The following is a 24,012-nucleotide window of genomic DNA, read 5'->3' as shown; positions in this document are numbered from 1 at the left end:
GATTCGGTCCGCAAAGCCGTCCAGCTTCCCAGCTGGCCCCATCTATGCGCCCGATCTGGCTCTATCCCTTTGCCGCATTCGGGCGCAGTCAGGAGGAAACGCCCTTATCCGCAGGAGTCCGGCCATGACGCTCGATCTGAATCCCAACGACATGTCCCATGTGGTCGCGGCCGACCGCACCCATGTCTGGCACCACCTGAGCCAGCACAAGCAGTATGAGACCATCGACCCCCGCGTCTTCGTCGAAGGCAAGGGGATGAAGCTCTGGGATGCGACCGGGCGCGAATTCCTCGATGCCGTCTCGGGCGGCGTCTGGACCGTCAACGTCGGCTACGGCCGCGAAAGCATCGCCGATGCGATCCGCGACCAGCTGGTCAAGCTGAACTATTACGCCGGCGCGGCGGGCACCGTGCCGGGTGCGATCTTCGCGCAGAAGCTGATCGAGAAGATGCCGGGCATGAGCCGGGTCTATTACTCGAACTCGGGCTCCGAGGCGAACGAGAAGGTCTACAAGATGGTGCGCCAGATCGCGGCACGCCACCATGGCGGCAAGAAATGGAAGATCCTCTATCGCGACCGCGACTATCACGGCACCACCATCGGCACGCTGGCGACCAGCGGCCAGGACCAGCGCGCCATCGCCTACGGCCCCTTCCCCGACGGCTTCGTGCGGGTGCCGCATTGCCTTGAATACCGCAAGCAATGGGACGTCGAAAACTACGGCGAGCGCGCCGCCGACGCCATCGAGGAGGTGATCCTGCGCGAGGGCCCCGATACCGTCGGCGCCATCGTGCTGGAGCCGGTGACCGCCGGCGGCGGCGTCATCACCCCGCCCGAGGGCTATTGGCAGCGCGTGCAGGAGATCTGCCGCAAATACGACATCCTGCTGCATATCGACGAGGTGGTCTGCGGGCTTGGCCGCACCGGCACCTGGTTCGGCTATCAGCATTACGGGATTCAGCCGGATTTCGTCACCATGGCCAAGGGCGTCGCCTCGGGCTATGCCGCGATCTCCTGCACCGTCACCACCGAGCGCGTCTTCGAGATGTTCAAGGACGCGCCCGAGGACGGCATGAGCTTCTTCCGCGACATCTCGACCTTCGGCGGCTGCACCTCGGGGCCGGTGGCGGCGATCGAGAACATGCGCATCATCGAGGACGAGGGCCTGCTGGCGAATACCGTCGCCATGGGCGAGCGCACGCTGGCGAACCTCAACGCGCTGATGGAGAAGCACAAGGTCATCGGCGACGTGCGCGGCAAGGGCCTGTTCTGCGGCGCCGAGCTGGTCGCCGACCGCGCCAGCAAGGAGCCGATGGACGAGAAGAAGGTGCAGGCCGTGGTCGCCGAATGCCTGGCGCAGGGCGTCATCATCGGCGCGACCAACCGCTCGCTGCCGGGCTTCAACAACACGCTCTGCCTGTCGCCGGCGCTGATCGCCACGGCGGACGACATCGACCGCATCACCGACACCATCGACCGGGCGCTGAGCAAGGTCTTTGGCTGACGGGACTTGATCCGCGGCGGCATTCGGGGGAGTGATCTTCCGACAGCCGCCGCGGATCAGCCATGCCCATCCCTCCCGACGCCTTCTTCCTGGACCATGCCGCCGGGCTGCCCTTGCAGGTGCAGCTGCGCCGCCAGATCATCGCCGCGGTGACCGCCGGCCGCTTCCGCGCGGGCGAGAAGCTGCCCTCGACGCGTGCCCTGGCCCGGCATCTGGGCGTGGCGCGGGTGACGGTGGCGCAGGCCTTCGCGGAACTGGTCTCGACCGATTACCTGACCAGCCGCGACCGCTCGGGCCATTACATCTCGGACAGCATCGAGCGGCGGCTCGAGGCCGAGCCCCCCGCCCCGGACACGCCGCGCTTCGACTGGGACAGCCAGCTGGAAGGCCGCTTCGCCCGCGCGCAGCGCACGGACCGCGAGCGCGACTGGCGCCGCTTCGCCTATCCCTTCGTCTATGGCCAGGCCGATCCGACGCTGGTCGACCATGCCGCGTGGCGCGACTGCGCCATGCGCGCGCTGGGGCGGCGCGAATTCGACAGCCTGACCGGCGATCTCTATGACGCCGACGACCCGGAACTGGTCGATCACATCGCTCGCCAGATCCTGCCCCGGCGCGGCATCAGCGCCGGGCGCGACGAGATCCTGCTGACCATGGGGGCGCAGAACGCGCTGTGGCTGGTGGCGCAGGTGCTCTTGCGCCCCGGCGTCTCCTGCGCCGTCGAGGATCCTTCCTATCCCGGCCAGCGCGAGATCCTGCTGGCCAGCCGCGCCCGCATCCTGCCGGTTCCGGTCGATGCGCGCGGCCTGCCGCCCGACGCCATCCCGCCCGGAGTCGCCGCGGTCTTCACCACCGCCAGCCACCAATGCCCGACCAATTCCACCATGCCGCTGGCCCGGCGCAAGCAGCTGCTGGCCCGCGCCCAGGCCCAGGGCTTCGCCGTGGTCGAGGACGATTACGAATTCGAGATGTCCTTCGCCGGCGCGCCCTCGCCGGCGCTCAAGGCCATCGACCGGGCCGGGGCGGTGATCTATATCGGCTCGTTTTCCAAATCGGTGTTCCCAGGCGTGCGGCTGGGCTATCTGGTGGCCGATCCGCGCTTCATCGCCGAGGCGCGGGCGCTGCGCGGCATGGTGCTGCGCCACCCGCCCGGCCACATGCAGCGCACGCTGGCGCATTTCCTGTCGCTGGGCCATTACGACGCGCAGGCCAACCGCATGCGCCGCGCCTATGCCCGGCGGCGCGAGGTGATGCTGGCCGCCATCGCGCAGCAGGGGCTGCAGCTGGCCTCGCCCCAGGCGACCGGCGGCTCGAGCTTCTGGCTGGCGGCGCCCGAGGGGGTGGATTCCGCGGCCCTGGCAGCGCGGCTCAAGGCGCGCGAGGTGCTGATCGAGCCGGGCGCGCCCTTCTTCGCGGACCCGGCGCGTGGCCGGGGCTTCTTCCGCCTCGCCTATTCCTCGATTTCGGCCGAGCGCATCCCCGAGGGCATCCGCCGCATCGCCGAGGCTCTGCGGGACCCGGCCGTCTAGCCTTGCGATGGCGCTTGTTTCCGACCTCCGCATGGCTGGGCTCCCAGGATGTGGGTGCGGTCCGGGATGCCGGGACGGCATGTCGAGGAAATGCCGGAGCTTTGGGCTGTGTCGCATCGGGACGTGCAGTCGGGGCTGCGGGTGCCGTTTTCCCGGCCAGCCGCCGATGGAGTCTACGGGGCCGGCGATATCGGGATGGCGCTGCGACGGGCCGGCAGGGGATATGCGCCCCGGGGTCGGCGCAAGGCATGCGTTCGGCCCCTGGGACAGGCCTCATGCCATTGCCGGAACCACGAAGCATATCGCCGCGGACCTGCCACCGCCGACCTGGCGCTGCCTTCCGGCGAGCTCGGGCACGAGACCGGTGGATCCGGCGCGGCATCGCCGATGGCGATCTGGCCTTCTTCTCCACCGGCGGCCCGCAAGGCACGCCCATGGAGACACGGGCGCGGATCGAGGACCACCGATGGGCGATCGAAGACAGTTTCGAGACCGCGATCAAGACGAGGCGCGCAGGTAGGCACGGCTGGCATCGCCATGTTTCCCTGGTCACGCCGGCCTTCGCCATGATGGCAGTCGCCGCCATCGCGCCATTGCCGCACCCGCCCCCTTGATCCGATGGTCCATCCAGGAAAGCCGCCGCAGGGCCAGCCACAGGGCACAGCGCCGGATCCAGCCCGCCCGCGCCATCGCATGGTCGCTGTGGCGAAGGGCGCATCCGGCCACAGCAGGACAGGCACATATCAGATGCAAAGCGCAATTGTCATGGCCCAAACCATGCTTCAAGGCGGACCCATTCGATAGGGGTGGATCACAGCAGCGCCAGCGCGACCCCGGCCCCGCCACCCTCGGCCGGGCCGAGCGCCTTCAGCGAGGCGTGGACCATCACCAGATCGCCCGGCCGCAGGCCAAGCCGCCGAAGGTCCGCCGTGAGCGTGGCCTTGCTGCGCATCGGCCTAGGGATTGTCCCCGAACCAGTCGGCGATGGCGGGCATGTCGCGCTCGAACCCGCCGGGGATGAAGACGTTCAGGACACCGACACGCTCGGCGGTGCGGTTCCGGAAGTCATGCGTCACGCCGGCCGGGATGCGCAGGAACGTCCCTTGCGGCGCGTCCAGCCAGTCCTCGCCGGCAAGGAAGCTGACCGTGCCGGCGATCACGTAGAAGATCTCGTCATTGCCCTCATGCGCATGCGCGCCCGGCCCGTCGGCACCGGGCTCCAGCCACCATTCCGAGACGCTGTAGCGCGCAGCCGTCTCGTCCTCGTCGGCCTTGAACACCGCCGTCATCCGGCCGAGGGCGTAGCGCCGTCCCTCGCCCGGCGGCAGATGCAGGACGCCCTTGCCGGTGTGATCGTCGCTCATCGCCGCCTCCCGGTGGCTGGTGGAAAGGACCCCGACAGCATAGCCTGCCGAGGCCCCACTGTCAGGTCCGGCGCCCAGAGCCCGCCTTGCGCAGAACGACCCTCAGCCTGCCACTGCTGCCGCCGCCGCAGAAGAACCGCGCGCCACCATCGGATTCCAGCCCCGAGACCCCAGTGCCCGCCGGCATCTCCAGCCGCTCCAACACCGCGCCGGTGGCGGGGTCGAGCGCCCCCAGCCGTTCGCCGCTGGCGAACCAGATCTGCCGGCCGTCGAGACTGACGCCAGCGGACCCGCCTCGAGACCAATCCTGACAACCGGAAATCCGAGTTCGGCAGAATGGCGGGACCGCGCCTCCGGCCCGCTCGCCATTTTCGTCTCCCGAGCGCTTTTCCCCGAACCCTCCACGATGCAAGCACGCCTCTGCTCAAGAGGCACGTCAATGCTTGCATGAACGTCCAAGGCTGCTCCTCGCCTGATGCCGGCGACCGGCAACACATGGACCCCGCCTCAACATCATCACCCTGCGGGGTGGTCACCTTCATGGCGATCTGAAGAGCGCTGGCCCATGACGGAATCTGCCGCCGGCCGCCCCGGCCGCGGCGCCTGCGGCAGAGCCTGCGAGGATCAAGCCGTCCGCGTGCCCAGCACCCAGATCAGTTCGGCATCGACATCGCCTTGCGAGGTCCAGCAATGCTCGGTCGAGGCATCGTAATACATGCTGTCGCCGGGATAGAGGACCAGCGGCTCATAGATCCGGCTGTGGATGACCAGTTCCCCCTTGAGGACGGTCAGGAAGATCTCGCCGTCCGAAACGCCCCATGCCTCGTAATCCTCGGGCGAGCGGGCCTTGACCACGGTGCGGATGGGCGTGAAGCACTTGTCCTTGAGATCCGCGCAAAGCAGCTTGTTGTTGCAGGTGGCGTTGTTCAGGTTGTCGCCCTGCCCGGCCCGGGCGATGCTGCGGCGGCCGGTGGTGGGCGCGTGACCGGGCTCGTCGCCCAGCAAGGCCGACAGCTCGACCTGAAGGCCGCTGGCGATGCGCTGCAGGGTGGTCAGCGTCGGCGAAAGGTCGTTGCGCTCGATCTTGGACAGGGCCGAGGTCGATACCCCGGTCAGGCGCGCGACCTCCTGCAAGGTCAGCTGCTGGCCCTTGCGAAGCGCCTTCAGCCGCGGGCCAAGCTCCAGCGGCCGCTCCCTCCGGGGACGGGCCGTGCGGCGCTGCCTCATTGCGATGTCACCAATCTGGTTCACGATCGGCATGTCTCTCCAGCCTTGCATTCCCGACGTCACGTTATCCGCTGCGCGGCATCCCTGTCCCGCGCGAATTCCCCTCGCTCCGAACTTTCCCGCGCCCTGATGCCCTGTAAACATAGGGTGGCGGCGCAGCCTCGATAAGGCGCGGGCAAGATCCCCCGCACCTATTGTCCCAGCGCGACCGAGCGGTCACGGGCCGCCTCTGCCGCCTGCGCAATCAGCTTCGACAGGCCGTCCGGCCGCATCAGCACGGCAAGCGCGGCCGCCGTGGTGCCGCCGGGGCTGGTGACATCGTGGCGCAGCTCGGCCGCATCGCGGCCGCTGGCCACCATCAACGCGGCCGCGCCGCCGACCGTGCCGCGGGCAAGCTGCCGTGCCAGCGCCCCGGGCAGGCCCAGGCTACGCGCCGCCTGCTCAAGCGCCTCGGCAAGATGGAACAGATAGGCCGGGCCCGAGCCCGAAATCGCCGTCACCGCGTCGATCTGCGCCTCGGTCTCAAGGGCGACGACCTCGCCCACCGCCGAGAACATCCGCACCGCAAGCGCCAGATGCCCGGGCCCGGCATGGTCATTGCCGATGATCGCCGTCATGCCGCGACCGACCAGCGCAGGCGTATTGGGCATCGCCCGGATGATCGGGCGGTCGCCAAGCGCCGCGCCATATTGCTGCAGCGAGACCCCGGCCGCGACCGACAGAATCGGCACGTCCCCGGGCAGCGCCGCCAGATCCGCCAGCACCCCCGCCATCATCTGCGGCTTGACCGCCAGCAGCACGACTGCGGGCCGGGCGGGCCGGGGGGCGTTGACATGCGCGCCCTGCGCGGCAAGCGCCTGCAGCCGGTCACCGGCACGCGGATCCTCGATCCACAGGCTGGCGGGCTGCAATCCCTGCGCGATCCATCCGTCCAGCAGCGCCCCGCCCATCCGGCCGCAGCCGACCACCAGCACGCCGCCATCGTTCAGATCTTTCATCGGGATCGCTCCTTGTGCCGCGGACCATCGACAGCCCTGCTCCTTGTCTAGCGGATAAAGTTTCTCTACTAAAGTGCCTAATTTTTCCTATACGATAATTTTTTCTATCATTGCTCGAGAATTTGAGCTAGGAGAACAGAAGGAACGATTCTGCGGACGAAGCATCGCGAAGATGTCGCCCCCAAGGGTCTGGAGGAAATCATATGACGTCTGCGACCCGGCACGAGACCTCTCGCACGCTTCTGATGGATGAGATCCGCGCATTGCTCGGCCGCGGCGCCGTGCTGGAGAACCCGGCCGAGATCCAGGGCTATTGCACCGACGCAAGGCGCAAGTTCCACGCACCCGCGCTTTGCGTCTGCAAGCCGCGCGACACGGCCGAGGTCGCGGCGCTGGTCAAACTGCTGCATGCGCATGGCTGGCCGATGCTGCCGCAAGGCGGCAACACCAGCCTGTGCGGCGGGGCGACGCCCGACGACCGCCTGCCGGTGATCGTTTCGACCGAACGTCTCAACAAGCTGCGCGCCGTCGACCCCTTCGGGCTGACCATCGCTGCCGATGCGGGCTGCACCATCGCCCAGTTGCAAGAGGCGGCCGACGCCGAGGGGTTGCTCTATCCCGTCAGCCTCGGCTCCGAGGGAAGCTGCCAGTTGGGCGGCACCATCGCCACCAATGCCGGCGGCACGGCGGTGCTGCGCTATGGCACCACGCGCGCGAACACGCTGGGGCTGGAGGTCGTGCTGCCCGACGGCCGGGTGCTGGACATGATGCGGGCGCTGCACAAGGACACCGCCGGCTACGACCTGAAGCAGCTGTTCATTGGCGCCGAGGGCACGCTGGGCATCGTCACCGGCGCGGTCATGCGGCTTTATCCCGCCACCTCGGCGATCGGCATGTGCTGGCTGCGCATCGCCGGGCCGGCCGAGGCGCTGGAGCTTCTGCAGCTGTTCCGTCGCCAGGCCGGGCGCAGTCTGGCCGCCTTTGAGCTGATGAACGCCCAGCAGCTTGCCAATGTGCTGGACCACGGCAGCCACGCCGCGCCGGTCGAAGGGCGCGAGGGCTGGCACCTGATGGTCGAGTTGGCCGATACCGCCTCGGCCGATCTCGACGCGCTGATGGTCGGGATCCTGGAGCAGGCGTTCGAGGCCGGGCTGGTCCTTGACGGCAGCATCGCGCAGAACCTGACGCAGGCCGAGGCGATGTGGGCGATCCGCCACAGCGTGACGGAATCGAATGCGCGGGTCGGGGTCAGCATCACCTCGGACACGGCGGTTCCGGTGGCCCGCGTCCCCGAATTCATCGCCCGCGCCACGGATGCGGTGATGCAGGTCCATCCCGGCATCCTCGTGACCGTGGTGGGCCATGTCGGCGACGGCAACATCCATTTCATCGCGCTGTTCCCGCATGATCTCTGGGCGGCGCTGCCCGACCGCCAGGCCATCGAGACGCAGCTGCGCAACGCGGTCAACGACATCGCCATCGCGCTTGGCGGCACTTTCAGCGCCGAGCACGGCGTCGGCCAGACCATGACCGGGCTGATGGAGCGCTACAAGGCCGGCCCCGAGCTCGACCTGATGCGCGCGCTGAAGCGCTGCATCGACCCCGACGGCCTGATGAACCGCGACCGCGTCATCGGCCCGGCCGCCTGACGACCCGACAAGACCAACCAACAGGAGAGACGTGACATGACGAAACCCACCATGCCGACGATCAAGCGTCGGACCCTTCTGCTGGGGGCGGCCGCAGGGCTGGCCGCGCCGGCGATCTGGCGCCCCTCGGGTGCGCGCGCCCAGTCCACCCGCATCGTGGTGCGCGACGACGGCGGCATCTATACCCAGGCCTATACCGAGATCTTCTACCGTCCCTTCACCGAGGCGACCGGGATCGAGGTCGTGCCCGCCCAGGCCCAGGCCGAGCCGACCGCGCAGATCCGCTCGATGGTGGAAACCGAGACCTATACCTGGGACATGGGCAAGATCTCGGTCCCGGCGGTGCTGCAACTGACCACGGGCGAGACCAAGTATCTTGAGCCCATCGGACTGGATGCCGAAGCGGTGATCCAGTCGATCCCGGCGCATTTCCGCAACGAATACCAGGTCGGCACCAATGTCTATACCACCGTGCTGGCCTATCGCCGCGACGCCTTCGAGGGGCGCGAGGCGCCCAAGTCGTGGGCCGACCTGTTCGACCCCGAAAAGTTCCCCGGCCGCCGCGCCCTGCGCCGCCACCCCTACGACACGCTGGAACAGGCGCTGATGGCCGACGGCGTGCCGGCGGACCAGGTCTATCCGCTGGACCTGGACCGCGCCTTCGCCCGGCTGGACAAGGCGAAGGGGGCAACCGATGTCTGGTGGACCAGCGGCGCGCAGGCCGAACAGCTGCTGATCTCGGGCGAGGTCGACCTGCTTTCGACCTGGGTGTCGCGCGCGCAATCGGCACAGGCGGCCGGCGCTCCGGTCGAGATCGTCTGGAACCAGAACATCTGGGGCTGCGACGGCTGGTCGATCCTGAAGGGCACGCCCAATGCCGACGCCTGCCGCGAGCTGATCAAGTTCGCCTCGGACCCGGCGCGCATGGCGCAGCTGGTCAAGTTCTTCCCGGCCGGCATCGTCCAGCCGGCGGCCTTCGAGACCATCCCGGCGGAGGTGGCCAGGAATTGCCCGACCTATCCGGCCAATATCGAGACCGGCTTGCAGATCGACGCCGCCTATTGGCTGGAGAACGCCGACCCGGTGATCGAGCGCTTCAACAGCTGGTTCATCGGCTAGGCCCCGGGGAAACGGATCGCGACATGAGCACTTTGGAAACGCAGGGCCTGGGCAAGGTCTATGGCGACTTCGTCGCCCTGGCACCGACCGACCTGAAGGTCGAGAAGGGCGAGTTCCTGACGCTGCTCGGGCCCTCCGGCTCGGGCAAGACCACGCTGCTGAGCCTGATCGCCGGGCTGGCCGAGGCCGACAGCGGGCGCATCCTGATGAACGACCGGGACGTGACCCATGCCGCGCCCTATCAGCGCGACATCGGCATGATGTTCCAGAACTATGCGCTGTTCCCGCACATGACCATCGCCGAGAACATCGCCTTTCCGCTGAAGATGCGCGGCACGCCGGCATCCGAGATCAGGCGGCTGGTGCAGGAGGCGCTGGACATGGTCCGCCTGCCCCATATCGCGGACCGTTTCCCCAAGGAGCTGTCCGGCGGGCAGCAGCAGCGCGTGGCACTTGCGCGCTGCACCATCTATCGCCCCTCGGTCATCCTGATGGACGAGCCCCTGGGCGCGCTGGACAAGAAGCTGCGCGACCAGATGCAGTTCGAGATCCTGCGCATCCACGAGGAGATCGGCGGCACCATCGTCTATGTCACCCACGACCAGGAAGAGGCGATGACCATGTCGGACCGGATCTGCCTGATGAACGGCGGCAGGATCGCGCAACTGGGCAGCCCGGCCGACCTGTATTTCCGTCCGCAATCGCTGTTCGTCGCCGATTTCCTGGGCGAGGCGAACCTGCTGGAAGGCCGCCTCGTCTCGGGCACGGACGGCGAAGGCGTGGTGCGGCTGGGCGATGCCAGCGAGATCCGCGTCACCCTGCCCCGGCCGCTGGGCCATGGCGCGGCGGTCAAGGTCATGCTGCGGCCGCAGAACATCCGCCTTGAGGACACGCCCGGCGAGGGGCTGAATGCCAGGCTGCGCAGCTGGAGCGTGACCGGCGCCAGCACCAAGTTCTTCCTCGACGCGCCGGCGCTCGGCTCCGAACCGCTGATCGCCACCCGCGCCACCGCGATGAGCGCCCATGCCCCCGAGCCCGGCCGCGACTATCGCCTGAGCTTCGATCCGCGCGATGCCGTCGCCATCCCCGCCGACGAGGCCGCCTGATGAGCGCCATCCCCGCCCCGGCCGCGACCCGCAGGCCGATGAGCCGCAGGAGCAGGCAGATGCTGATGGCGGCGCCGATGGTGCTGCTGCTGGTGACCTTCCTGATCTACCCCTCGGCGCAGCTTTTCCTGCTGTCCTTCCAGAAAGGCGGCAGCTTCTCGCTGGAAAACTACCAGCGCCTGCTTGGCACGCCGGTCTATCTGACGGTGATGATGCTGACGCTGAAGATCTCGGTCGTGACCACGATCTTTGCCGTCATCGCCGGCTATCCGGTGGCCTATCTGATCTCGATCCTGCCGAAAGCGAAAAAGGGCCGGATCCTGTTCTGGATCCTGCTGTCCTTCTGGACATCCTTCCTGGTGCGCGCCTTCGCCTGGATCATCCTTCTGGGCCGCAACGGCGTCGTGAACAAGCTGTTGCAGACGCTGGGCATCACCGACGCGCCCATCGCGCTGATGTACAATTTCTCGGCCGTGGTCATCGGCATGGTCCACGCGCTCTTGCCGCTGGCGGTGCTGACCATGCTGTCGGTGATGGAGAACATCGACCGCAACCTGACCCGCGCCGCCTCGACCCTGGGCGCCAAGCCCGGCATGGCCTTCTGGAAGATCTACTTCCCGCTGTCCTTTCCCGGCGTGACCTCGGGGGCGCTGATGGTCTTCGTCACCGCCATCGGCTTCTTCATCTTCCCGGCCCTGCTTGGCGGCCGTCGCGAGACGATGATCACCCAGATCATCATCGAGCAGATCATCCAGACCATGAACTGGGGCTTTGCCAGCGCCGTCGCCGTGCTGCTGCTGGCGGTCGTGCTGCTGGTCTTCGTGCTCTACGACCGCGCCGTCGGGCTTTCGACCATGACCGGCGAATCCTCGGCCAGGAAAGGCCGGCCCGGCCGCAAGGGGATCTTCTCGCGCATCGGTGACGCGATTCTGACCGGCCTGGGCCATGCCTCGGACGCGATCATCGGACTGTTCCCGCGGCGCCGCGCGCGCGAAGGCGCCCCGCGCCCGCTGCTGGGCTTCGTTATCGTGCTGCTGGTGGTGATGACGCTGCCGGTGCTGCTGATGATACCGCTGTCCTTCGCGGAAAGCGGGCTGAACTGGCCACCGCAGGGCTTTACCCTGAAATGGTATCAGCAGATCTTCAGCTCGCCGATCTGGATGAACGCGCTGACCCGCTCGCTGGTCGTCGGCTTCAGCACCGCGGTCCTGGCGCTGCTGATCGGCACGCCCGTCGCCTTCCTGATGGTGCGCGGCAGGATGCGGGGAAAGACGGCGCTTCTGGCCTTTACCCTGATGCCGGTGGTGATGCCGAACATGATCCTGTCGGTCGGGCTGTTCTACCTTTATGCCAGGATCGGGCTGGTCGGCACCAATCTGGGCCTGATCATCGGCCACACGGTCATCGCCGTTCCCTATGTGGTGCTGACGGTCATGTCGGTGCTGCGCAACTACGACACCCGGCTGGACCTGGCCGCGCAAAGCCTGGGTGCGACGCCGATCCGCACCCTGCGGCTGGTCACGCTGCCGATCATCGGCGCGGGCATGCTCTCGGCCTTCCTTTTCGCCTTCACCATCAGCTTCGACGAGCTGACCATCGCGCTTTTCACCTCGGGCGGCATGTCCGCGACCCTGCCCAAGCAGCTTTGGGACGAGGTGTCGCTGTCGATCTCGCCGCTGCTGGCCGCGGTCTCGACCTGCCTGTTCCTGTTCGTGACGGTGCTGATCGTCGCGGTCGGACTGCTCAATCGTCGCCAGAAATAAACTTGAACGGATAGACAATGCTGACTTCGAAAGACCTTCGCGGGATCATCCCCGCCCTGCCGACCCTTGTGAACGGCGACGACAGCCTGGCGCGCGGCGACATGGCGAAACTCGTCGATCACGTCCATGCCGGCGGCTGCACGGGCGTGCTGCCCATCGGCGGCACCGGCGAATACGGCGCATTGCCACATGCGACGCGGGTCGATGCCGTGGCCGTCTGCGCCGAACGCAGCCAGGATGGGCAGACCGTCATGGCCGGGGTGCTGGATGCCGGCTATTACGACGCCATCAAGGCGGGCAAGGATTACGCCGCAGCCGGCGCCGATTGCCTGCTGGTGCTGACGCCCTATTACACCAACCCGACGCCGACGGGTCTGCGCGATTACTTCATGCGCTATGCCGATGCCTCGCCGGTGCCGGTGCTGCTCTACGAGATCCCCTATCGCACCCGCATCGCCATCCCGCCCGAGGTCACGCATGAGCTGTCGCGGCACCCCAACATCATCGGCATGAAGGCCTGCAACACCGACATGTATCACTTCCTGCAGGTCGCGGCCGGGGTGGGCGAGGACTTCGCCATCCTCAGCGGCGAGGATTCGCTGTTCCCGCTGCAGATGGCCGCGGGCGCGAAGGGCGGGATCATCGTCACCGCCTCGATGCTGCCGGCCTTCTGGGTCAGGATGCACGACATGCTGGCGGCGGGCGACCTGGCCGGCGCGCTGGCCCTGCACCGCCAGGCCCTGCCGATGATGAACGCGGCTTTCGGCGAAACCAATCCCGGCCCGATGAAATCGGTGCTGGATCTGTTCGGCATCGACGCGCAAAAGGTGCTGATGCCGCTGGATGCCTGCCAGCCCGAACGCTCGGCCCGCCTGCGGGCCGAGGTCGAAAAGCTGCTGGCCGCATAGGGATCGCCGGGGATGGCGCTGCTGAACACGGACGATTTCCGCGCGGCCGCGCGGCAGCGCCTGCCCAAGGGGCTGTTCGACTATATCGACCGCGGCACCGAGGACGAGGTTGCGCTCTCTCGCATCCGCGCCTCGCTGGACGGGGTCCGGCTTCGGCCGCGCATCCTGAACGGCGACTGCCCGGCCTCGCTGGAAACCACCCTGCTGGGCCGCCGCCGCCCAACCCCGCTGGTCATCGCGCCGACCGCGCTGGCCGGCATGGTGGCGGATCGGGGCGAGACGAAACTCGCCCGCGCCGCCAGCCGCTTCGGCATCCCCTTCACCGTCTCGACGCAATCGGTCGAGCCGATCGAGGCCATCCGCCGCGGCGCCCCCGAGGCCGAGCTGTGGTTCCAGCTTTACGTCTGGAAGGACCGCGCCCGCACGGCCGAGCTGCTGCGCCGGGTCGCGGCTTGCGATTGCGACACGCTGGTGCTGACCGTGGACACGCAGATGCCGCCCAAGCGCGAATACAACCAGCGCAACGGCTTCGGCGTGCCGTTCCGGCCCACGCCCGGCAATGTCGCCGACATGCTGTGCCATCCGCGCTGGCTGTGGACGGTGATCCTGCGGCCGGGCCTGCGCCGGGGGATGCCCAGCTATGGCCACTATCCGCCCGAGTTTCGCGCCGGCCTGCTGTCGCCCGTGATGGCCGAGGAACTGCGCCTGGACCCGGCACTGACATGGCAGGATTTTCGCGCGCTGCGCGACGGCTGGCGGGGCCGGATCATCCTGAAGGGCGTGCTGTCCCCCGAGGATGCCATGCGCGCCAAGGCCGAGGGCGCCGATGCCATCGTGGTCTCGACCCATGGCGGGCGCAATTTCGACGCCCTGCCGACCACCGCCGAGGCCCTGCCCCGCATCGCCGCCGATCCCGGCGCGGTTCCCGAGCTGCTGGCCGACAGCGGCGTCCGGCGCGGCTCGGACGTGCTGAAATACCTTGCCCTCGGCGCCACCGCCGTCCAGTTGGGCCGTGCACCGCTATGGGGCCTTGCCGCCGGGGGCGAGGCCGGCGCCGCGGCGCTGCTGGCGATCGTCCTTTCGGAAATGCGAACGGCGATGGGCTTTCTTGGCGCGCAGACGCCTGCCGATCCTTGCCCCTTCGAGACCTGAACCCGGCCAAGCCGGAGACGGCAAAACGAACGCGCGGACATCCCTTCCCTTCCAACTGGAGGGACAGGTCAGCCCGTCGCGGAGGACAGCTTTCCCAGGCACCGCAGCCCTTGCTCCAGCCCTCCGGCTGCTAGCGGACAGGCCCCCTCCGCCGATGCCATGCCAAAAGGCCGTATTCGCTGTCATTGGCCAGGCGGATCGCATTCTTCTCGTCCCGCATCCGCAACCCCGCATTCCGGCCAACAGGCCGGGCCAAGCCCTTGTCTTCTGTCTCAGCCTGTTGCCGTTCTGACGGTGTCGCTGCCGGCAAGCGCCAGGCGCAGGCCGGCCTTCATGACCTGGCCGGGCAATTCCCTGCCCAGGATCCGCTCGGCGGTGCCGGCGGCCTCGATCAGCCTGGCAAGGTCGATCCCGGTCGGGTAACCGGATTCCTCGCACATGTAGACGAAATCCTCCGTGGCGATATTGCCGGTCGCGCGCGGAACGAAGGGACAGCCGCCGATTCCGCCCACGCTGGCCTCGAAATCGCGGATTCCGTGCAGCAGGCCGGCATAGGCGCAGGCAAGCCCGACGCCGCGCGTATTGTGGAAATGCAGCGCGATTGCGACCTCGGGGACCGCCTTGCGCAAGGCGTCGAGCGCCGGCAGCACGTTGCCCGGCGTCGCCATGCCGGTGGTGTCCCCCAGGGTAATCCGCGCGATACCGATGTCGCGATACCGCATGGCCTGATCGACCAGTTGGCCTATGGGCACGTCACCCTCGAAGGGACAGCCGAAGGCCGTGGCGATGGCGCCATGCAGCGCGACCCCGGCCCCTTCTGCGCTTCTTGCGATTTTCTGGAACCCGGCCATTGAATCGGCGCGCGAGCGGTTGAGGTTCTTCCGGTTGTGGCTTTCCGAGGCCGAGGCGAACATCACCACGGCGTCGATCCCCGCCGCGATGGCGGCCTCGGCGCCGCGCGGGTTCGGCACCAGGGCGCTGAAGCGGATGCCGGGCCGGCCGCGGAAATGCCGCACCAGCTCGGCCGCGTCACGCATCTGCGGCACGGCGCGCGGCGAGACGAAGGATGTCAGCTCGACCGAGCAGATGCCGGCGGCGATCAGGCCTTCGACCAGCCGGATCTTGTCCTCGGTCGGGACGAAGGCCTGCTCGGATTGCAGGCCGTCGCGCGGCGAGACCTCGGTCACCGCGACCTGCCTGTCCGATGCGGATGCCGGGCCGGTCATGTCACGCCGCCTCGCCCGAGGGGGCGCTGGCGGCCGCGGCGATTTCCTCGGGCGTCAGGCCGAGGCCGCCAAGAACCTCGGCATTGTGCCCGCCGATGCCGTCCACGTCGCCCCCGCCGGCCAGCGCGGCGCCGTCCACCTCGATCGGCAGGGCCGGCGCCCGGAAGCTCCGGCCGTCCGCGGTCTGCGACAAGGCCAGCCCGCCCTGCCGCATGACATGCGGGTCGCGGAACAGGTCCGAGGGCCTGGCCACCGGCGCGAAGGGGATCTCCATCTCCTCCAGCGCCGGCAGAAGCTCGGCCATGCGGCGCCGGCCCACCGCCGCCGCCACCAGCGGCACCACCCAGGAGCGGGCGCCGATGCGGGCCATCCGGTCCTGCAGCGCGGGATGCTGCAGCAGGTCGTCGAGGCCGAGATGGGCGCAAAGCCGGGTCCAATGGCCGTCGCTGACCGCGCCGATGAAGACCTGGCCGCCCTCGGCATCGGCGAAGACGTCATAGATCGGCCAGCTGAAGGCCCGCTCGGGCATCGGCTCGGGATCCCTGCCCTCGAGCTCGAACTGCACCATGTGCTGCGAGACCAGCAGCAGGCAGTTCTCGAACAGGCCGACGCGGATGGTCCGCCCCGCGCCGGTGCGGCCGCGCTCGAACAGCGCCGCGATGACGGCGAAGGCGCCGAACAGCCCGCCCATGATGTCGTTGGCCGAGGTGCCGACGCGCAGCGGCCGGCCCTTGGGGCCGGTCATGTAGGCCAGGCCCGACATCATCTGCACCACCTCGTCCAGCGCCGTCCGCCGCTCGTAGGGGCCCGACAGGAACCCCTTGTGGCTGGCGCAGATCAGCTGCGGAAAGCGTTCCTGCAGGGTCTCGGCATCCAGCCCCATCCCCTGCAGGGTGCTGTCCTTGAAATTGTCGATGAACACGTCGGCCGAGGCCAGCAGCCGGTCCAGCGCCTTCCTGCCGGCCGGGCTGCGGCCGTCCAGGACCACGGATTTCTTGCGGCGGTTGAACAGCGGGAAGAAGGCGCTGCCCATGCCGGTCAGCTGCCGCGTCCGGTCGCCGCCGGGCGGCTCGACCTTGACCACCTCGGCGCCCAGGAAGGCCAGGAACATGCCGCAGCTCGGCCCCATCACCATATGGCTCATCTCGACGACGCGGATCCCCGCAAGGGGCTTGAACTCGGCTGTCATGCGGCCTCCCATTTCCATGGCCGAAGGATAGGATTGCCCGATCATTCTTGCAATTATATAATACTTACAGATATGTTCTAAAAATTAGCATGCGTGCGAGGCGGCCTTGGACCTGAAGCAATTGCGGTATTTCTGCAGCATCTACGACAACAGGAGCCTGTCGGCGGCCGCGGATGCCGAGCGGGTCGCCGTCTCGGCGCTGAGCTATCACCTTTCCAATCTCGAGGCCGAGATCGGCGCGCCGCTGTTCATCCGCAAGGCGCGCGGCCTCGAGGCCACGGCGGCGGGCGAGCGGCTCTGCCTGCATGCCCGGTCGATCCTGAAGACCGTCGAGGTAGCCAAGCGGGACCTGTCCACCTTCCGCGACGATGTCTCGGGCGAGATCTCGCTGGCGCTGGCCTATTCCGCCATCCAGGCCATCGGCGTCCAGCTGGCCCGGGCCGTGGTCGAGGATTACCCGAACCTGCAGCTCAACATCATCGAAAGCCTGTCCAGCACCACCCTGCTGCACCTGTCCTCGGCCGATGCCGATCTGGGGCTGGCCTACAACCCGCCGCTGACCAGCACTTTCAAGGCCACGCCGATCCTCGAGGAGGACCTGGTGCTGATCGGCAAGCCCGAGGTCATCGGCAGCGGATCCGGGCCGGTCACGGTCGCGGAGCTGCTGGGCTTCAAGATCATCATGCTGCGCCAGGGCATGGCGGCGCGGGCGCTGCTGGACCATCACAAGACGCTCGAACAGATCTACGCGACCAGCCAGCTGCAGATGAACTCGGTCCATGCGATCTCGGGCGCGGTGCGCGAGGGGCTGGGCTGCACCATCGGCACGACGCTGTTCATGGGCGAGGAGATCCGCTCCGGCCGTCTGCACTGGCGGCCGATCGTCTCGCCGACGCTGACGAGGACGCTTTACCTGTGCGAGCAGACCGACCGGCCGCCGACCATCGCGCTGGAAACCATCCGCGGCCTGATCCGCGACCTGATCGTCCGCGCCGTCCGGAACGGCATCTGGCCGGCAAGGCTGATCGAGGCGGAATGACGAAAGCCCCGTCCGGGCGGACGGGGCTTTCGGATCGGTTTCACCGGCTCATTGCTGCGCCGAGAGCTTTTCGACATAGGCGTTGGTATAGGTCTTGCCCAGGTCGATCCTGGCGCCGGCGACCTCGGGCAGGTTGAAGCTCAGCATCGCCTGCACCGCTTCGGCGCCCCTCGCATCCACCAGCCCGGTTTCCGACAGCATTTCCATGCTGTTGTTCAGCGATTCGACATAGACCTTCGGGTCGGCGCCGACCAGGTTGGGCGGCATCTTCGCCGCGATCTCCTCGGCGGGGGTCGCGTGGATGTATTGCAGCGTCTCGACGATGGCCGCGGCCAGCCCCTGGGCTTCTTCGGGATGCTGGTCGAGCCATTCCGTGCGGGTGTAAAGCGCCGCGCCGGGATAGTCGGCGCCGAACAGGGCATGGGTATCCGCCGCCTTGCGGGTGTCGACCAGCACCGGCAGATCGGCATGGCGGTGCTGCAGCTGGGTGATGGCCGGGTCGGGCGTGACCACCGCGTCGATGCGGCCCTGCTCCAGCGCCGCGACCGCGGTCGCGCCGACGCCCACGCCCACGACCGAGGCCGCATCCGGCGCCAGCCCGTTCTGCGACAGCATGTATTTCAGGAAGAAATCGGTCGAGGAGCCCGGCGCGCTGACCCCGACCGTCTTGCCGGCAAGGTCCTTGATCGTCTTGACCTCGCCGGCCTTGCCGGGCGCCACGGCCACGGCGATGCCGGGCAGCCGCCCCATCAGCACGAAGGAGGACAGCTCCTGCTGCTTGGCCGCCAGCGTGATCGTGTGCTCGTAATAGCCCGAGACCACGTCGGCGCTGCCGCCGATCACCGCCTTCAGCGCCGCCGAGCCGCCCTTGAAATCCACCAGCTCGACATCGACGCCGTGCTTTTCGTAAAGGCCCAGCTGTTCGGCCAGCACCACCGGCATGTAGCAGATGCAGCTCGATCCGCCGATGGCGATCTTGACGGTTTCGGCCGCCGCGGGCGTCGCCCCCGCCACCAGAGCCGCCGCAAGGATAGTCCTGAGCATCGTCATCTTTGCTCCTCCCTTCAATGATTGTCGTCGGGCTGCCAGACCAGCAGCTTCCGTTCCACCAGCGTCACCCCCCAGTCGATCAGCAGCACGAAGGCCGACAGCACGAACATCCCCGCGAACACCCCGGCGATGTCGAACATGCCCTCGGCCTGCGCGATCAGGTAGCCGAGCCCGGCCGCCGAGCCCAGGTATTCCCCCACCACCGCGCCGACCACCGCAAAGCCGATCGAGACATGCAGCGAGGAGAACACCCAGCTCAGCGCCGAGGGCAGGTAGACATGGCGCAGCAGCTGCCGCTCGGACATGCCCAGCATCCGGGCGTTCTGCAGCACGGTGCGGTTCACCTCCTTCACGCCCTGGTAGACGTTGAAGAACACGATGAAGAAGACCAGCGTGAACCCCAGCGCCACCTTGGACCAGATGCCCAGCCCGAACCACAGCGTGAAGATCGGCGCCAGCACCACCCGCGGCAGGGCGTTGGCGGCCTTGACATAGGGATCGAACACCGCCGCCAGCTTCGGCCGGCGCGCCAGCCAGAAACCGGCGATCATCGCCGCCACCGCGCCGATGACGAAGGCCAGCGCCGCCTCGACCAGCGTGATCCACAGGTGCCGCCAGATCTCGCCACTCTCGAACCAGGCGAGGATCTGCCGGAACACGTCGGCGGGGGTCGAGAAGAAGAACCGGATCCGCGCCGGATCGCCCAGGATCGCGGTCTGGGTGATCACCCACCACAGCAGGACGGCGATGACCGCCACAAGGACCTGCAGGGTCGTCAGGACGGCTCTGTTCATGCCCGCTCCTCCCGGTTCTGGTTGCCATAGGCCTTGAGCACCTGCTCCTTCAGCAGGTGCCAGATGTCGCGGTGCAGCTCCTGGAACTCGGCCGACAGCTTGATCTCGGACACGTCCCGCGGCCGCGCCAGCGGGATGGTGAAATCCCCGATCAGCCTGGCCTCCGGCCCCGTCGACATGATGACCACCCGGTCCGCCAGCGCGATGGCTTCCTCGAGATCATGGGTCACGAACATCACCGCCTTGCGGTCCTGCTGCCACAGGTCCAGCAGCAGGTCGCCCATGATCAGCCGCGTCTGCGCGTCCAGCGGGCCGAAGGGCTCGTCCATCAGCAGGATCTCCGGGTCGCGGATCAGCACCTGCGCCATGGCCACGCGCTTGCGCTGCCCGCCGGAAAGCATGTGCGGATAGCGGTGCCCGAACCCCTTCAGCCCGACCTTCCCGAGCCAGTCTTCGGCCCGTTCCAGCGCCTCGCGCCGCGGCCGGCCCGCGATCTCCAGCGCGATGGCCACATTGTCGCGCGCGGTCTTCCACGGCATCAGCGCATCGGCCTGGAACAGGTAGCCCGCCTTGCGGTTCAGCCCCTCCAGCGGCCGGCCCTGGATCTCGACGGTCCCGGCCGAGGGCTTCAGCAGGCCGGCGGCGGCGTTCAGCAAGGTCGACTTGCCCGAGCCGGTCGGCCCGACGATGGCCACGAACTCCCCCGTCGCAACGCCCAGATCGGCGCCCGCGACCGCACGGAACAGGGGCTTGCCCGCCGCTCCGAAACTGATGTCGACATTGTCCAGACGCACCGCGTGCTGCATTCATCCTCCCCAACCGCCCCCGCGACCGGCCGCCCGGCGCCGCTGCACGGTGACCGAATATTGCCCCGCCGCAAGCCTCCTCAGGCGGTTCCCCACACGGTATCCAAGCCAAACCATGCTCACAATTATATAATTTCATAGGTTTTGTTCTAATTTCTGGAAAGAAGCGTCCCAACACCGGCCAGGACCCGCACGGGCGGGCAGGCAGCGCTGCAGGCGCCGCCCCAGGATCGGGGCCGGAGCCGGGGTCATGGTCGGATCGGCGGCCGGGTTGCGGTTCCGGCGCGGCAGCACTCGGGGGCGGTGATCGTCGCCGGCCACCTCCCCCGGGCCTTTGACCAGGGAACCCGATACCGGAGCAACGAAACATACTATAGTTGATAAACTTATAATATGTAAACCGCGATGTTGCCGCGCATGGACATGCGCGCATTGGTCGGCCGGAATTTTGCACGCCTGCGTCGGGAAAAGGGCCTGACCCAGGAAGAGGTCGCGGCCCGTTCCGGCTTCAGCCAGCAGTATCTCAGCGGGCTGGAACAAGGGCGGCGGAACCCGACCATCATCACGCTGCACGAACTGGCGCAGGCGCTTGGCGTCAGCCATGTGGATCTGGTCAGGCCGGACGGGTGCCCCTGACCGGCCCTGACCGGCCCCGACCGGCATCGCCCCCGCAATCGCGCGCCGCCGGGCGCCTTGGCGGGACGGGGCGGGGCAGCTACCGGAAGGTCAGCCCGCCAGCCGCGTGTAAAGCCCGCCTTGCGACAGCAGCCCGTGATGGTCGCCGGCTTCGCATATGCGGCCGCCCTCCATCACCACGATGCGGTCGGCGCCCCGGATCGTGGCCAGCCGATGCGCGATGACCAGGGTGGTGCGCCCGGCCGAAAGCGCCTCCAGCGCCGCCTGGATCTCGCGCTCGGTCTCGCGGTCCAGCGCCGAGGTCGCCTCGTCCAGGATCAGGATGGGCGGGTTCTTCAGGAAGGCCCGGGCGATGGCGACGCGCTGCTTCTGCCCGCCCGACAGCATCACCCCGCGTTCGCCGACCAGCGTGTCCAGCCCCTCGGGCAGGCCGGCGATCAGCGGGCCAAGCTGGGCCTTCTCGGCGGCGGCCATGATCTCGTCGTCGCTGGCGCCCAGCCGGCCATAGGCGATGTTCTCGCGCAGGGTGGTGCCGAACAGGAACACATCCTGGCTGACGATGCCGATCTGGCCGCGCAGGCTGTCCAGCGTCATGCGGTCCAGCGGCAGCCCGTCGATGCGGATGCGCCCGGAATCGGGCTCGTAGAAGCGCGGCACCAGCGCCAGCAGCGTGGTCTTGCCCGCGCCCGAGGGACCGACGAAGGCCACGGTCTCGCCCGCCTGCACCTCCAGCGAGATGCCGCGCAGCACCGGCCGCGCCGGGTCATAGCCGAAGCAGACGTTCTCGAAGGCGATCCGCCCCGCCAGCGGCGGCGCCGGAACGGCCTCGGGGCCGTCGGCGATCTCGGGCTCGGTCTCCAGCAACTCCAGGTAGCGGCGGAAGCCGGCGATGCCGCGCGGATAGGTCTCGATCACCGCGGCGATCTTCTCCAGCGGCCGGAAGAACACGCCGACCAGCAGCACGAAGCCCACGAAACCGCCGGTGGTCAGGCTGCCCTGCAGCACGAAGCCGGCGCCGGCGACCATGACCACGACCTGCACGAAGCGCAGGCCCATGTAATGGATGGCAGAGGACAGCGCCATGATCCGGTAGGCGTCCAGCTTGGTGGCGCGATAGGCGCGGTTGTCATGCTCGAACAGCCGTGCCTCATGCGCTTCGTTGGCGAAGGCCTGCACGACGCGGATGCCGCCGATCGCCTCTTCCAGGCGGACGTTGAAATTGCCGACCCGGGCATAGATCTGGCGCCAGGTATTGGTCATCCGGGTGCCGTAGACCACCACCAGCCAGACGGTCAGCGGCACGATCGCCGCCGTCACCAGTGCCAGCGTGGGATGCAGCGCGATCATCAGCACCAGCGCCCCGACGAAGGTCATCACGGCGATGAACAGGTCTTCGGGGCCGTGATGGGCGACCTCGCCTATCTCCTCGAGGTCGCGGGTGACGCGGGCGACCAGCTTGCCGGTGCGGGCGCGGTCATACCAGCGCCAGGACAGCCGGGTCAGGTGGCTGAATGCGCGGGCGCGCATCTCGGTCTCGATCTCGATGCCCAGCATGTGGCCCCAATAGATCACGATGCCCATCAGCAGGGTGTTGAAGGCATAGACCGCCAGCAGGCCGATGGCGGCGGCGATGGTCAGCGACCAGTCGCCCAGCGGCAGCAGGTGGTCGATGAACAGGGTGATCGCCAGCGGAAAGGACAGCTCCAGCAGCCCCGACAGCACGGCCGAGCCGAAATCCAGCCAGAACAGGCGCCTGTGCGGTTTGTAATAGGCCAGGAACTTGCGCAGCATTCGGTGATCCTTCCGGGGTTCTAGCGCGGCAGGGCGAAGGCATGGCCCTCATGGGCAGCGACATGCATGGCCAGGCCGTAGATGTCCAGCAGCGCCCTGGGCGTCATCAGCGCGCCGATGGGCCCGTCCAGAAGCAGCCGGCCCGCCCCCAGCGCCACCACATGGTCGCAATAGCGCGCGGCCATGTTCAGGTCGTGCAGCACGACGACGGCCGACAGCCCCTCGTCGCGGCACATGCCATGCACCAGGTCCAGCACCTCGACCTGATGGGCCACGTCCAGCGCCGAGATCGGCTCGTCCAGCAGCAGCGTGCGCGCGCCCTGCGCCAGCATCATGGCGATCCAGCTGCGCTGGCGCTCGCCCCCCGACAGGGTGTCGACCAGGCGATGGCGCAGATGGCCGACATGGCAGCGGGCGATGGCGGCATCGACGGCGGCGTGATCCTCGGGGCGGAAGCGGCCCAGCGCGCCGCGCCAGGGGAAGCGGCCAAGCGCCACCAGCTCCTCGACCCGCATCCCCTCGGCCGGCGGCGTGACCTGCGGCAGATAGGCCAGGTCGCGGGCCAGGTCGCGCGGCGACCAGTCCGCCAGGTCGCGGCCGGCATAGGCGATGCGCCCGGCCGAGGGCCGGTTCTGCCCCGAGATCAGCTTCAGAAGCGTCGACTTGCCCGAGCCGTTGCGCCCGATCAGGGCGGTGACCATGCCGGGGCGGATCTGCAGGTCCAGCCCCTCGATCAGCCGGCGGCCCGGCACGTCATAGGTGACGCCCGAAAGCGTGAAAAGCGTCATGCGGCGGTCCTTTTCATCAGCAGGACGAACAGCCAGGGCGTGCCGATCAGCGTGGCGAACAGGCCCAGCGGCAGGTCATAGGGATAGCTGGCGGTGCGCGCCCCGAAGGCGGCAAGCAGCATCAGGAGCGCCCCCAGCAGCCAGCTGCCGGCGCAGAAGGGCACGGCGCGGGCCAGGCCCAGGCTGCGCGCCAGGTGCGGGGCCATCAGCCCGACGAAGCTGACCGGGCCGACCAGCATCGTCGCCGCCCCGGTGGCCAGCCCCGCCAGCAGGACCAGCCCCAGCCGCACCTGCGCCAGCGGCAGGCCGAGCGCGCGGCCGACCTCGGCCCCCAGCGGCAGGATCTCGAGCCAGCGCGCCGCGCCGAGCAGCGC

22 protein-coding genes are annotated in these 24,012 nt (G+C 68.3%); 10 read left to right on the top strand and 12 right to left on the bottom strand.

The genetic code is table 11. The features are described from left to right. Positions 1–124: 124 nt before the first annotated feature. Together tpa and pdxR are read left to right on the top strand one after the other, a co-directional pair. On the top strand, positions 125–1,504 hold the full coding sequence (gene tpa, locus I9P22_RS08795; RefSeq protein WP_199259146.1) for a hypotaurine--pyruvate aminotransferase Tpa: 1,380 nt from the start codon (positions 125–127) through the stop codon (positions 1,502–1,504). A gap of 62 nt (positions 1,505–1,566) precedes the next feature. Further along, on the top strand, positions 1,567–3,033 hold the full coding sequence (pdxR, locus tag I9P22_RS08790) for a MocR-like pyridoxine biosynthesis transcription factor PdxR (protein ID WP_199259145.1): 1,467 nt from the start codon (positions 1,567–1,569) through the stop codon (positions 3,031–3,033). An 811-nt stretch (positions 3,034–3,844) separates the two neighbouring features. Here pdxR and I9P22_RS08785 read toward each other — a convergent pair. The 4 genes from I9P22_RS08785 to proC all read right to left on the bottom strand — a co-directional run bounded on the left by I9P22_RS08785 (position 3,845) and on the right by proC (position 6,622). Beyond that, on the bottom strand, positions 3,845–3,985 hold the full coding sequence (locus I9P22_RS08785; protein WP_199259144.1) for a hypothetical protein: 141 nt from the start codon (positions 3,983–3,985) through the stop codon (positions 3,845–3,847). Between the two features lie 4 nt (positions 3,986–3,989). Next, entirely contained in the window at positions 3,990–4,397 is a 408-nt protein-coding gene (locus tag I9P22_RS08780) for a cupin domain-containing protein (protein WP_199259143.1), read from the bottom strand. A 624-nt stretch (positions 4,398–5,021) separates the two neighbouring features. Beyond that, on the bottom strand, positions 5,022–5,624 hold the full coding sequence (locus I9P22_RS08775; protein ID WP_199259142.1) for a helix-turn-helix domain-containing protein: 603 nt from the start codon (positions 5,622–5,624) through the stop codon (positions 5,022–5,024). Between the two features lie 191 nt (positions 5,625–5,815). After that, a complete protein-coding gene (proC, locus tag I9P22_RS08770) occupies positions 5,816–6,622 on the bottom strand; it encodes a pyrroline-5-carboxylate reductase (RefSeq protein ID WP_199259141.1) in 807 nt (268 codons plus the stop codon). A gap of 203 nt (positions 6,623–6,825) precedes the next feature. On the opposite strand from proC, the gene I9P22_RS08765 reads away from it, so the two are divergent. The 6 genes from I9P22_RS08765 to I9P22_RS08740 are packed head-to-tail and all read left to right on the top strand — an operon-like array spanning position 6,826 to position 14,319. Further along, positions 6,826–8,271, top strand: a complete 1,446-nt coding sequence (locus I9P22_RS08765) for an FAD-binding oxidoreductase (RefSeq protein ID WP_199259140.1) — start codon at positions 6,826–6,828, stop codon at positions 8,269–8,271. Between the two features lie 36 nt (positions 8,272–8,307). Next, positions 8,308–9,390 (top strand): ABC transporter substrate-binding protein, encoded by a 1,083-nt coding sequence (locus I9P22_RS08760; RefSeq protein ID WP_199259139.1) that lies wholly within the window; start codon positions 8,308–8,310, stop codon positions 9,388–9,390. Between the two features lie 23 nt (positions 9,391–9,413). Continuing rightward, on the top strand, positions 9,414–10,496 hold the full coding sequence (locus tag I9P22_RS08755) for an ABC transporter ATP-binding protein (protein WP_199259138.1): 1,083 nt from the start codon (positions 9,414–9,416) through the stop codon (positions 10,494–10,496). Further along, complete coding sequence (locus I9P22_RS08750) at positions 10,496–12,259, top strand: ABC transporter permease subunit (protein WP_199259137.1); 1,764 nt, start codon at positions 10,496–10,498, stop codon at positions 12,257–12,259. Before I9P22_RS08755 ends, I9P22_RS08750 begins: the two co-directional genes overlap by 1 nt. A 17-nt stretch (positions 12,260–12,276) precedes the next feature. Next, the gene (locus I9P22_RS08745) at positions 12,277–13,167 is read left to right on the top strand and encodes a dihydrodipicolinate synthase family protein (RefSeq protein ID WP_199259136.1); all 891 of its coding nucleotides are present in this window, start codon (positions 12,277–12,279) and stop codon (positions 13,165–13,167) included. A 12-nt stretch (positions 13,168–13,179) separates the two neighbouring features. Next, complete coding sequence (locus I9P22_RS08740) at positions 13,180–14,319, top strand: alpha-hydroxy acid oxidase (RefSeq protein ID WP_199259135.1); 1,140 nt, start codon at positions 13,180–13,182, stop codon at positions 14,317–14,319. A 272-nt stretch (positions 14,320–14,591) separates the two neighbouring features. Here I9P22_RS08740 and I9P22_RS08735 read toward each other — a convergent pair whose 3' ends face one another. Together I9P22_RS08735 and I9P22_RS08730 are read right to left on the bottom strand one after the other, a co-directional pair. Next, positions 14,592–15,545, bottom strand: coding sequence for a hydroxymethylglutaryl-CoA lyase (locus I9P22_RS08735; protein ID WP_199259134.1), 954 nt, complete (start codon positions 15,543–15,545; stop codon positions 14,592–14,594). A 1-nt stretch (position 15,546) separates the two neighbouring features. Then, on the bottom strand, positions 15,547–16,734 hold the full coding sequence (locus I9P22_RS08730) for a CaiB/BaiF CoA transferase family protein (RefSeq protein WP_199259133.1): 1,188 nt from the start codon (positions 16,732–16,734) through the stop codon (positions 15,547–15,549). A gap of 106 nt (positions 16,735–16,840) precedes the next feature. Here I9P22_RS08730 and I9P22_RS08725 point away from each other — a divergent pair, with 106 nt between their 5' ends. After that, positions 16,841–17,773: a LysR family transcriptional regulator gene (locus I9P22_RS08725; RefSeq protein WP_199259132.1), complete on the top strand. Its 933-nt coding sequence runs from the start codon at positions 16,841–16,843 to the stop codon at positions 17,771–17,773. 48 nt (positions 17,774–17,821) lie between these two features. On the opposite strand, the gene I9P22_RS08720 is transcribed toward I9P22_RS08725, so the two are convergent. The 3 genes from I9P22_RS08720 to I9P22_RS08710 are packed head-to-tail and all read right to left on the bottom strand — an operon-like array spanning position 17,822 to position 20,423. Next, positions 17,822–18,823, bottom strand: a complete 1,002-nt coding sequence (locus I9P22_RS08720) for an ABC transporter substrate-binding protein (RefSeq protein ID WP_199259131.1) — start codon at positions 18,821–18,823, stop codon at positions 17,822–17,824. Positions 18,824–18,837: 14 nt separating this feature from the next. Continuing rightward, a complete protein-coding gene (locus tag I9P22_RS08715; protein ID WP_199259130.1) occupies positions 18,838–19,617 on the bottom strand; it encodes an ABC transporter permease in 780 nt (259 codons plus the stop codon). Beyond that, positions 19,614–20,423, bottom strand: a complete 810-nt coding sequence (locus I9P22_RS08710; RefSeq protein WP_199259129.1) for an ABC transporter ATP-binding protein — start codon at positions 20,421–20,423, stop codon at positions 19,614–19,616. The genes I9P22_RS08715 and I9P22_RS08710 overlap by 4 nt, the downstream gene beginning before the upstream one ends. Before the next feature lie 417 nt (positions 20,424–20,840). Here I9P22_RS08710 and I9P22_RS08705 point away from each other — a divergent pair, with 417 nt between their 5' ends. Continuing rightward, complete coding sequence (locus I9P22_RS08705; protein ID WP_199259128.1) at positions 20,841–21,059, top strand: helix-turn-helix domain-containing protein; 219 nt, start codon at positions 20,841–20,843, stop codon at positions 21,057–21,059. Between the two features lie 90 nt (positions 21,060–21,149). Here I9P22_RS08705 and I9P22_RS08700 read toward each other — a convergent pair whose 3' ends face one another. From I9P22_RS08700 to I9P22_RS08690, 3 genes are all read right to left on the bottom strand, one after another. Then, positions 21,150–22,850: an ABC transporter ATP-binding protein gene (locus tag I9P22_RS08700; RefSeq protein WP_199259127.1), complete on the bottom strand. Its 1,701-nt coding sequence runs from the start codon at positions 22,848–22,850 to the stop codon at positions 21,150–21,152. 20 nt (positions 22,851–22,870) lie between these two features. Further along, positions 22,871–23,638, bottom strand: coding sequence for an ABC transporter ATP-binding protein (locus I9P22_RS08695; RefSeq protein WP_199259126.1), 768 nt, complete (start codon positions 23,636–23,638; stop codon positions 22,871–22,873). Further along, the coding region (locus tag I9P22_RS08690) for an iron chelate uptake ABC transporter family permease subunit (RefSeq protein WP_199259125.1) at positions 23,635–24,012 on the bottom strand (378 nt) is incomplete at its 5' end. The genes I9P22_RS08690 and I9P22_RS08695, both read right to left, overlap by 4 nt.

This window comes from Paracoccus binzhouensis (genome assembly GCF_016446475.1).
Lineage (GTDB): Bacteria > Pseudomonadota > Alphaproteobacteria > Rhodobacterales > Rhodobacteraceae > Paracoccus > Paracoccus binzhouensis.
The sequence above is the reverse complement of the archived record's forward strand: the minus strand, read 5'-3'. Positions and strand labels throughout refer to the sequence as shown.

What these genes read in the sequence shown, in the direction of transcription:
- tpa (WP_199259146.1), top strand. Translation starts at nt 125, where the DNA reads ATGACGCTCGATCTGAATCCCAACGACATGTCCCATGTGGTCGCGGCC.
- pdxR (WP_199259145.1), top strand. Translation starts at nt 1,567, where the DNA reads ATGCCCATCCCTCCCGACGCCTTCTTCCTGGACCATGCCGCCGGGCTG.
- I9P22_RS08785 (WP_199259144.1), bottom strand. Translation starts at nt 3,985, where the DNA reads ATGCGCAGCAAGGCCACGCTCACGGCGGACCTTCGGCGGCTTGGCCTG.
- I9P22_RS08780 (WP_199259143.1), bottom strand. Translation starts at nt 4,397, where the DNA reads ATGAGCGACGATCACACCGGCAAGGGCGTCCTGCATCTGCCGCCGGGC.
- I9P22_RS08775 (WP_199259142.1), bottom strand. Translation starts at nt 5,624, where the DNA reads ATGAGGCAGCGCCGCACGGCCCGTCCCCGGAGGGAGCGGCCGCTGGAG.
- proC (WP_199259141.1), bottom strand. Translation starts at nt 6,622, where the DNA reads ATGAAAGATCTGAACGATGGCGGCGTGCTGGTGGTCGGCTGCGGCCGG.
- I9P22_RS08765 (WP_199259140.1), top strand. Translation starts at nt 6,826, where the DNA reads ATGACGTCTGCGACCCGGCACGAGACCTCTCGCACGCTTCTGATGGAT.
- I9P22_RS08760 (WP_199259139.1), top strand. Translation starts at nt 8,308, where the DNA reads ATGACGAAACCCACCATGCCGACGATCAAGCGTCGGACCCTTCTGCTG.
- I9P22_RS08755 (WP_199259138.1), top strand. Translation starts at nt 9,414, where the DNA reads ATGAGCACTTTGGAAACGCAGGGCCTGGGCAAGGTCTATGGCGACTTC.
- I9P22_RS08750 (WP_199259137.1), top strand. Translation starts at nt 10,496, where the DNA reads ATGAGCGCCATCCCCGCCCCGGCCGCGACCCGCAGGCCGATGAGCCGC.
- I9P22_RS08745 (WP_199259136.1), top strand. Translation starts at nt 12,277, where the DNA reads ATGCTGACTTCGAAAGACCTTCGCGGGATCATCCCCGCCCTGCCGACC.
- I9P22_RS08740 (WP_199259135.1), top strand. Translation starts at nt 13,180, where the DNA reads ATGGCGCTGCTGAACACGGACGATTTCCGCGCGGCCGCGCGGCAGCGC.
- I9P22_RS08735 (WP_199259134.1), bottom strand. Translation starts at nt 15,545, where the DNA reads ATGACCGGCCCGGCATCCGCATCGGACAGGCAGGTCGCGGTGACCGAG.
- I9P22_RS08730 (WP_199259133.1), bottom strand. Translation starts at nt 16,734, where the DNA reads ATGACAGCCGAGTTCAAGCCCCTTGCGGGGATCCGCGTCGTCGAGATG.
- I9P22_RS08720 (WP_199259131.1), bottom strand. Translation starts at nt 18,823, where the DNA reads ATGACGATGCTCAGGACTATCCTTGCGGCGGCTCTGGTGGCGGGGGCG.
- I9P22_RS08715 (WP_199259130.1), bottom strand. Translation starts at nt 19,617, where the DNA reads ATGAACAGAGCCGTCCTGACGACCCTGCAGGTCCTTGTGGCGGTCATC.
- I9P22_RS08710 (WP_199259129.1), bottom strand. Translation starts at nt 20,423, where the DNA reads ATGCAGCACGCGGTGCGTCTGGACAATGTCGACATCAGTTTCGGAGCG.
- I9P22_RS08705 (WP_199259128.1), top strand. Translation starts at nt 20,841, where the DNA reads ATGGACATGCGCGCATTGGTCGGCCGGAATTTTGCACGCCTGCGTCGG.
- I9P22_RS08700 (WP_199259127.1), bottom strand. Translation starts at nt 22,850, where the DNA reads ATGCTGCGCAAGTTCCTGGCCTATTACAAACCGCACAGGCGCCTGTTC.
- I9P22_RS08695 (WP_199259126.1), bottom strand. Translation starts at nt 23,638, where the DNA reads ATGACGCTTTTCACGCTTTCGGGCGTCACCTATGACGTGCCGGGCCGC.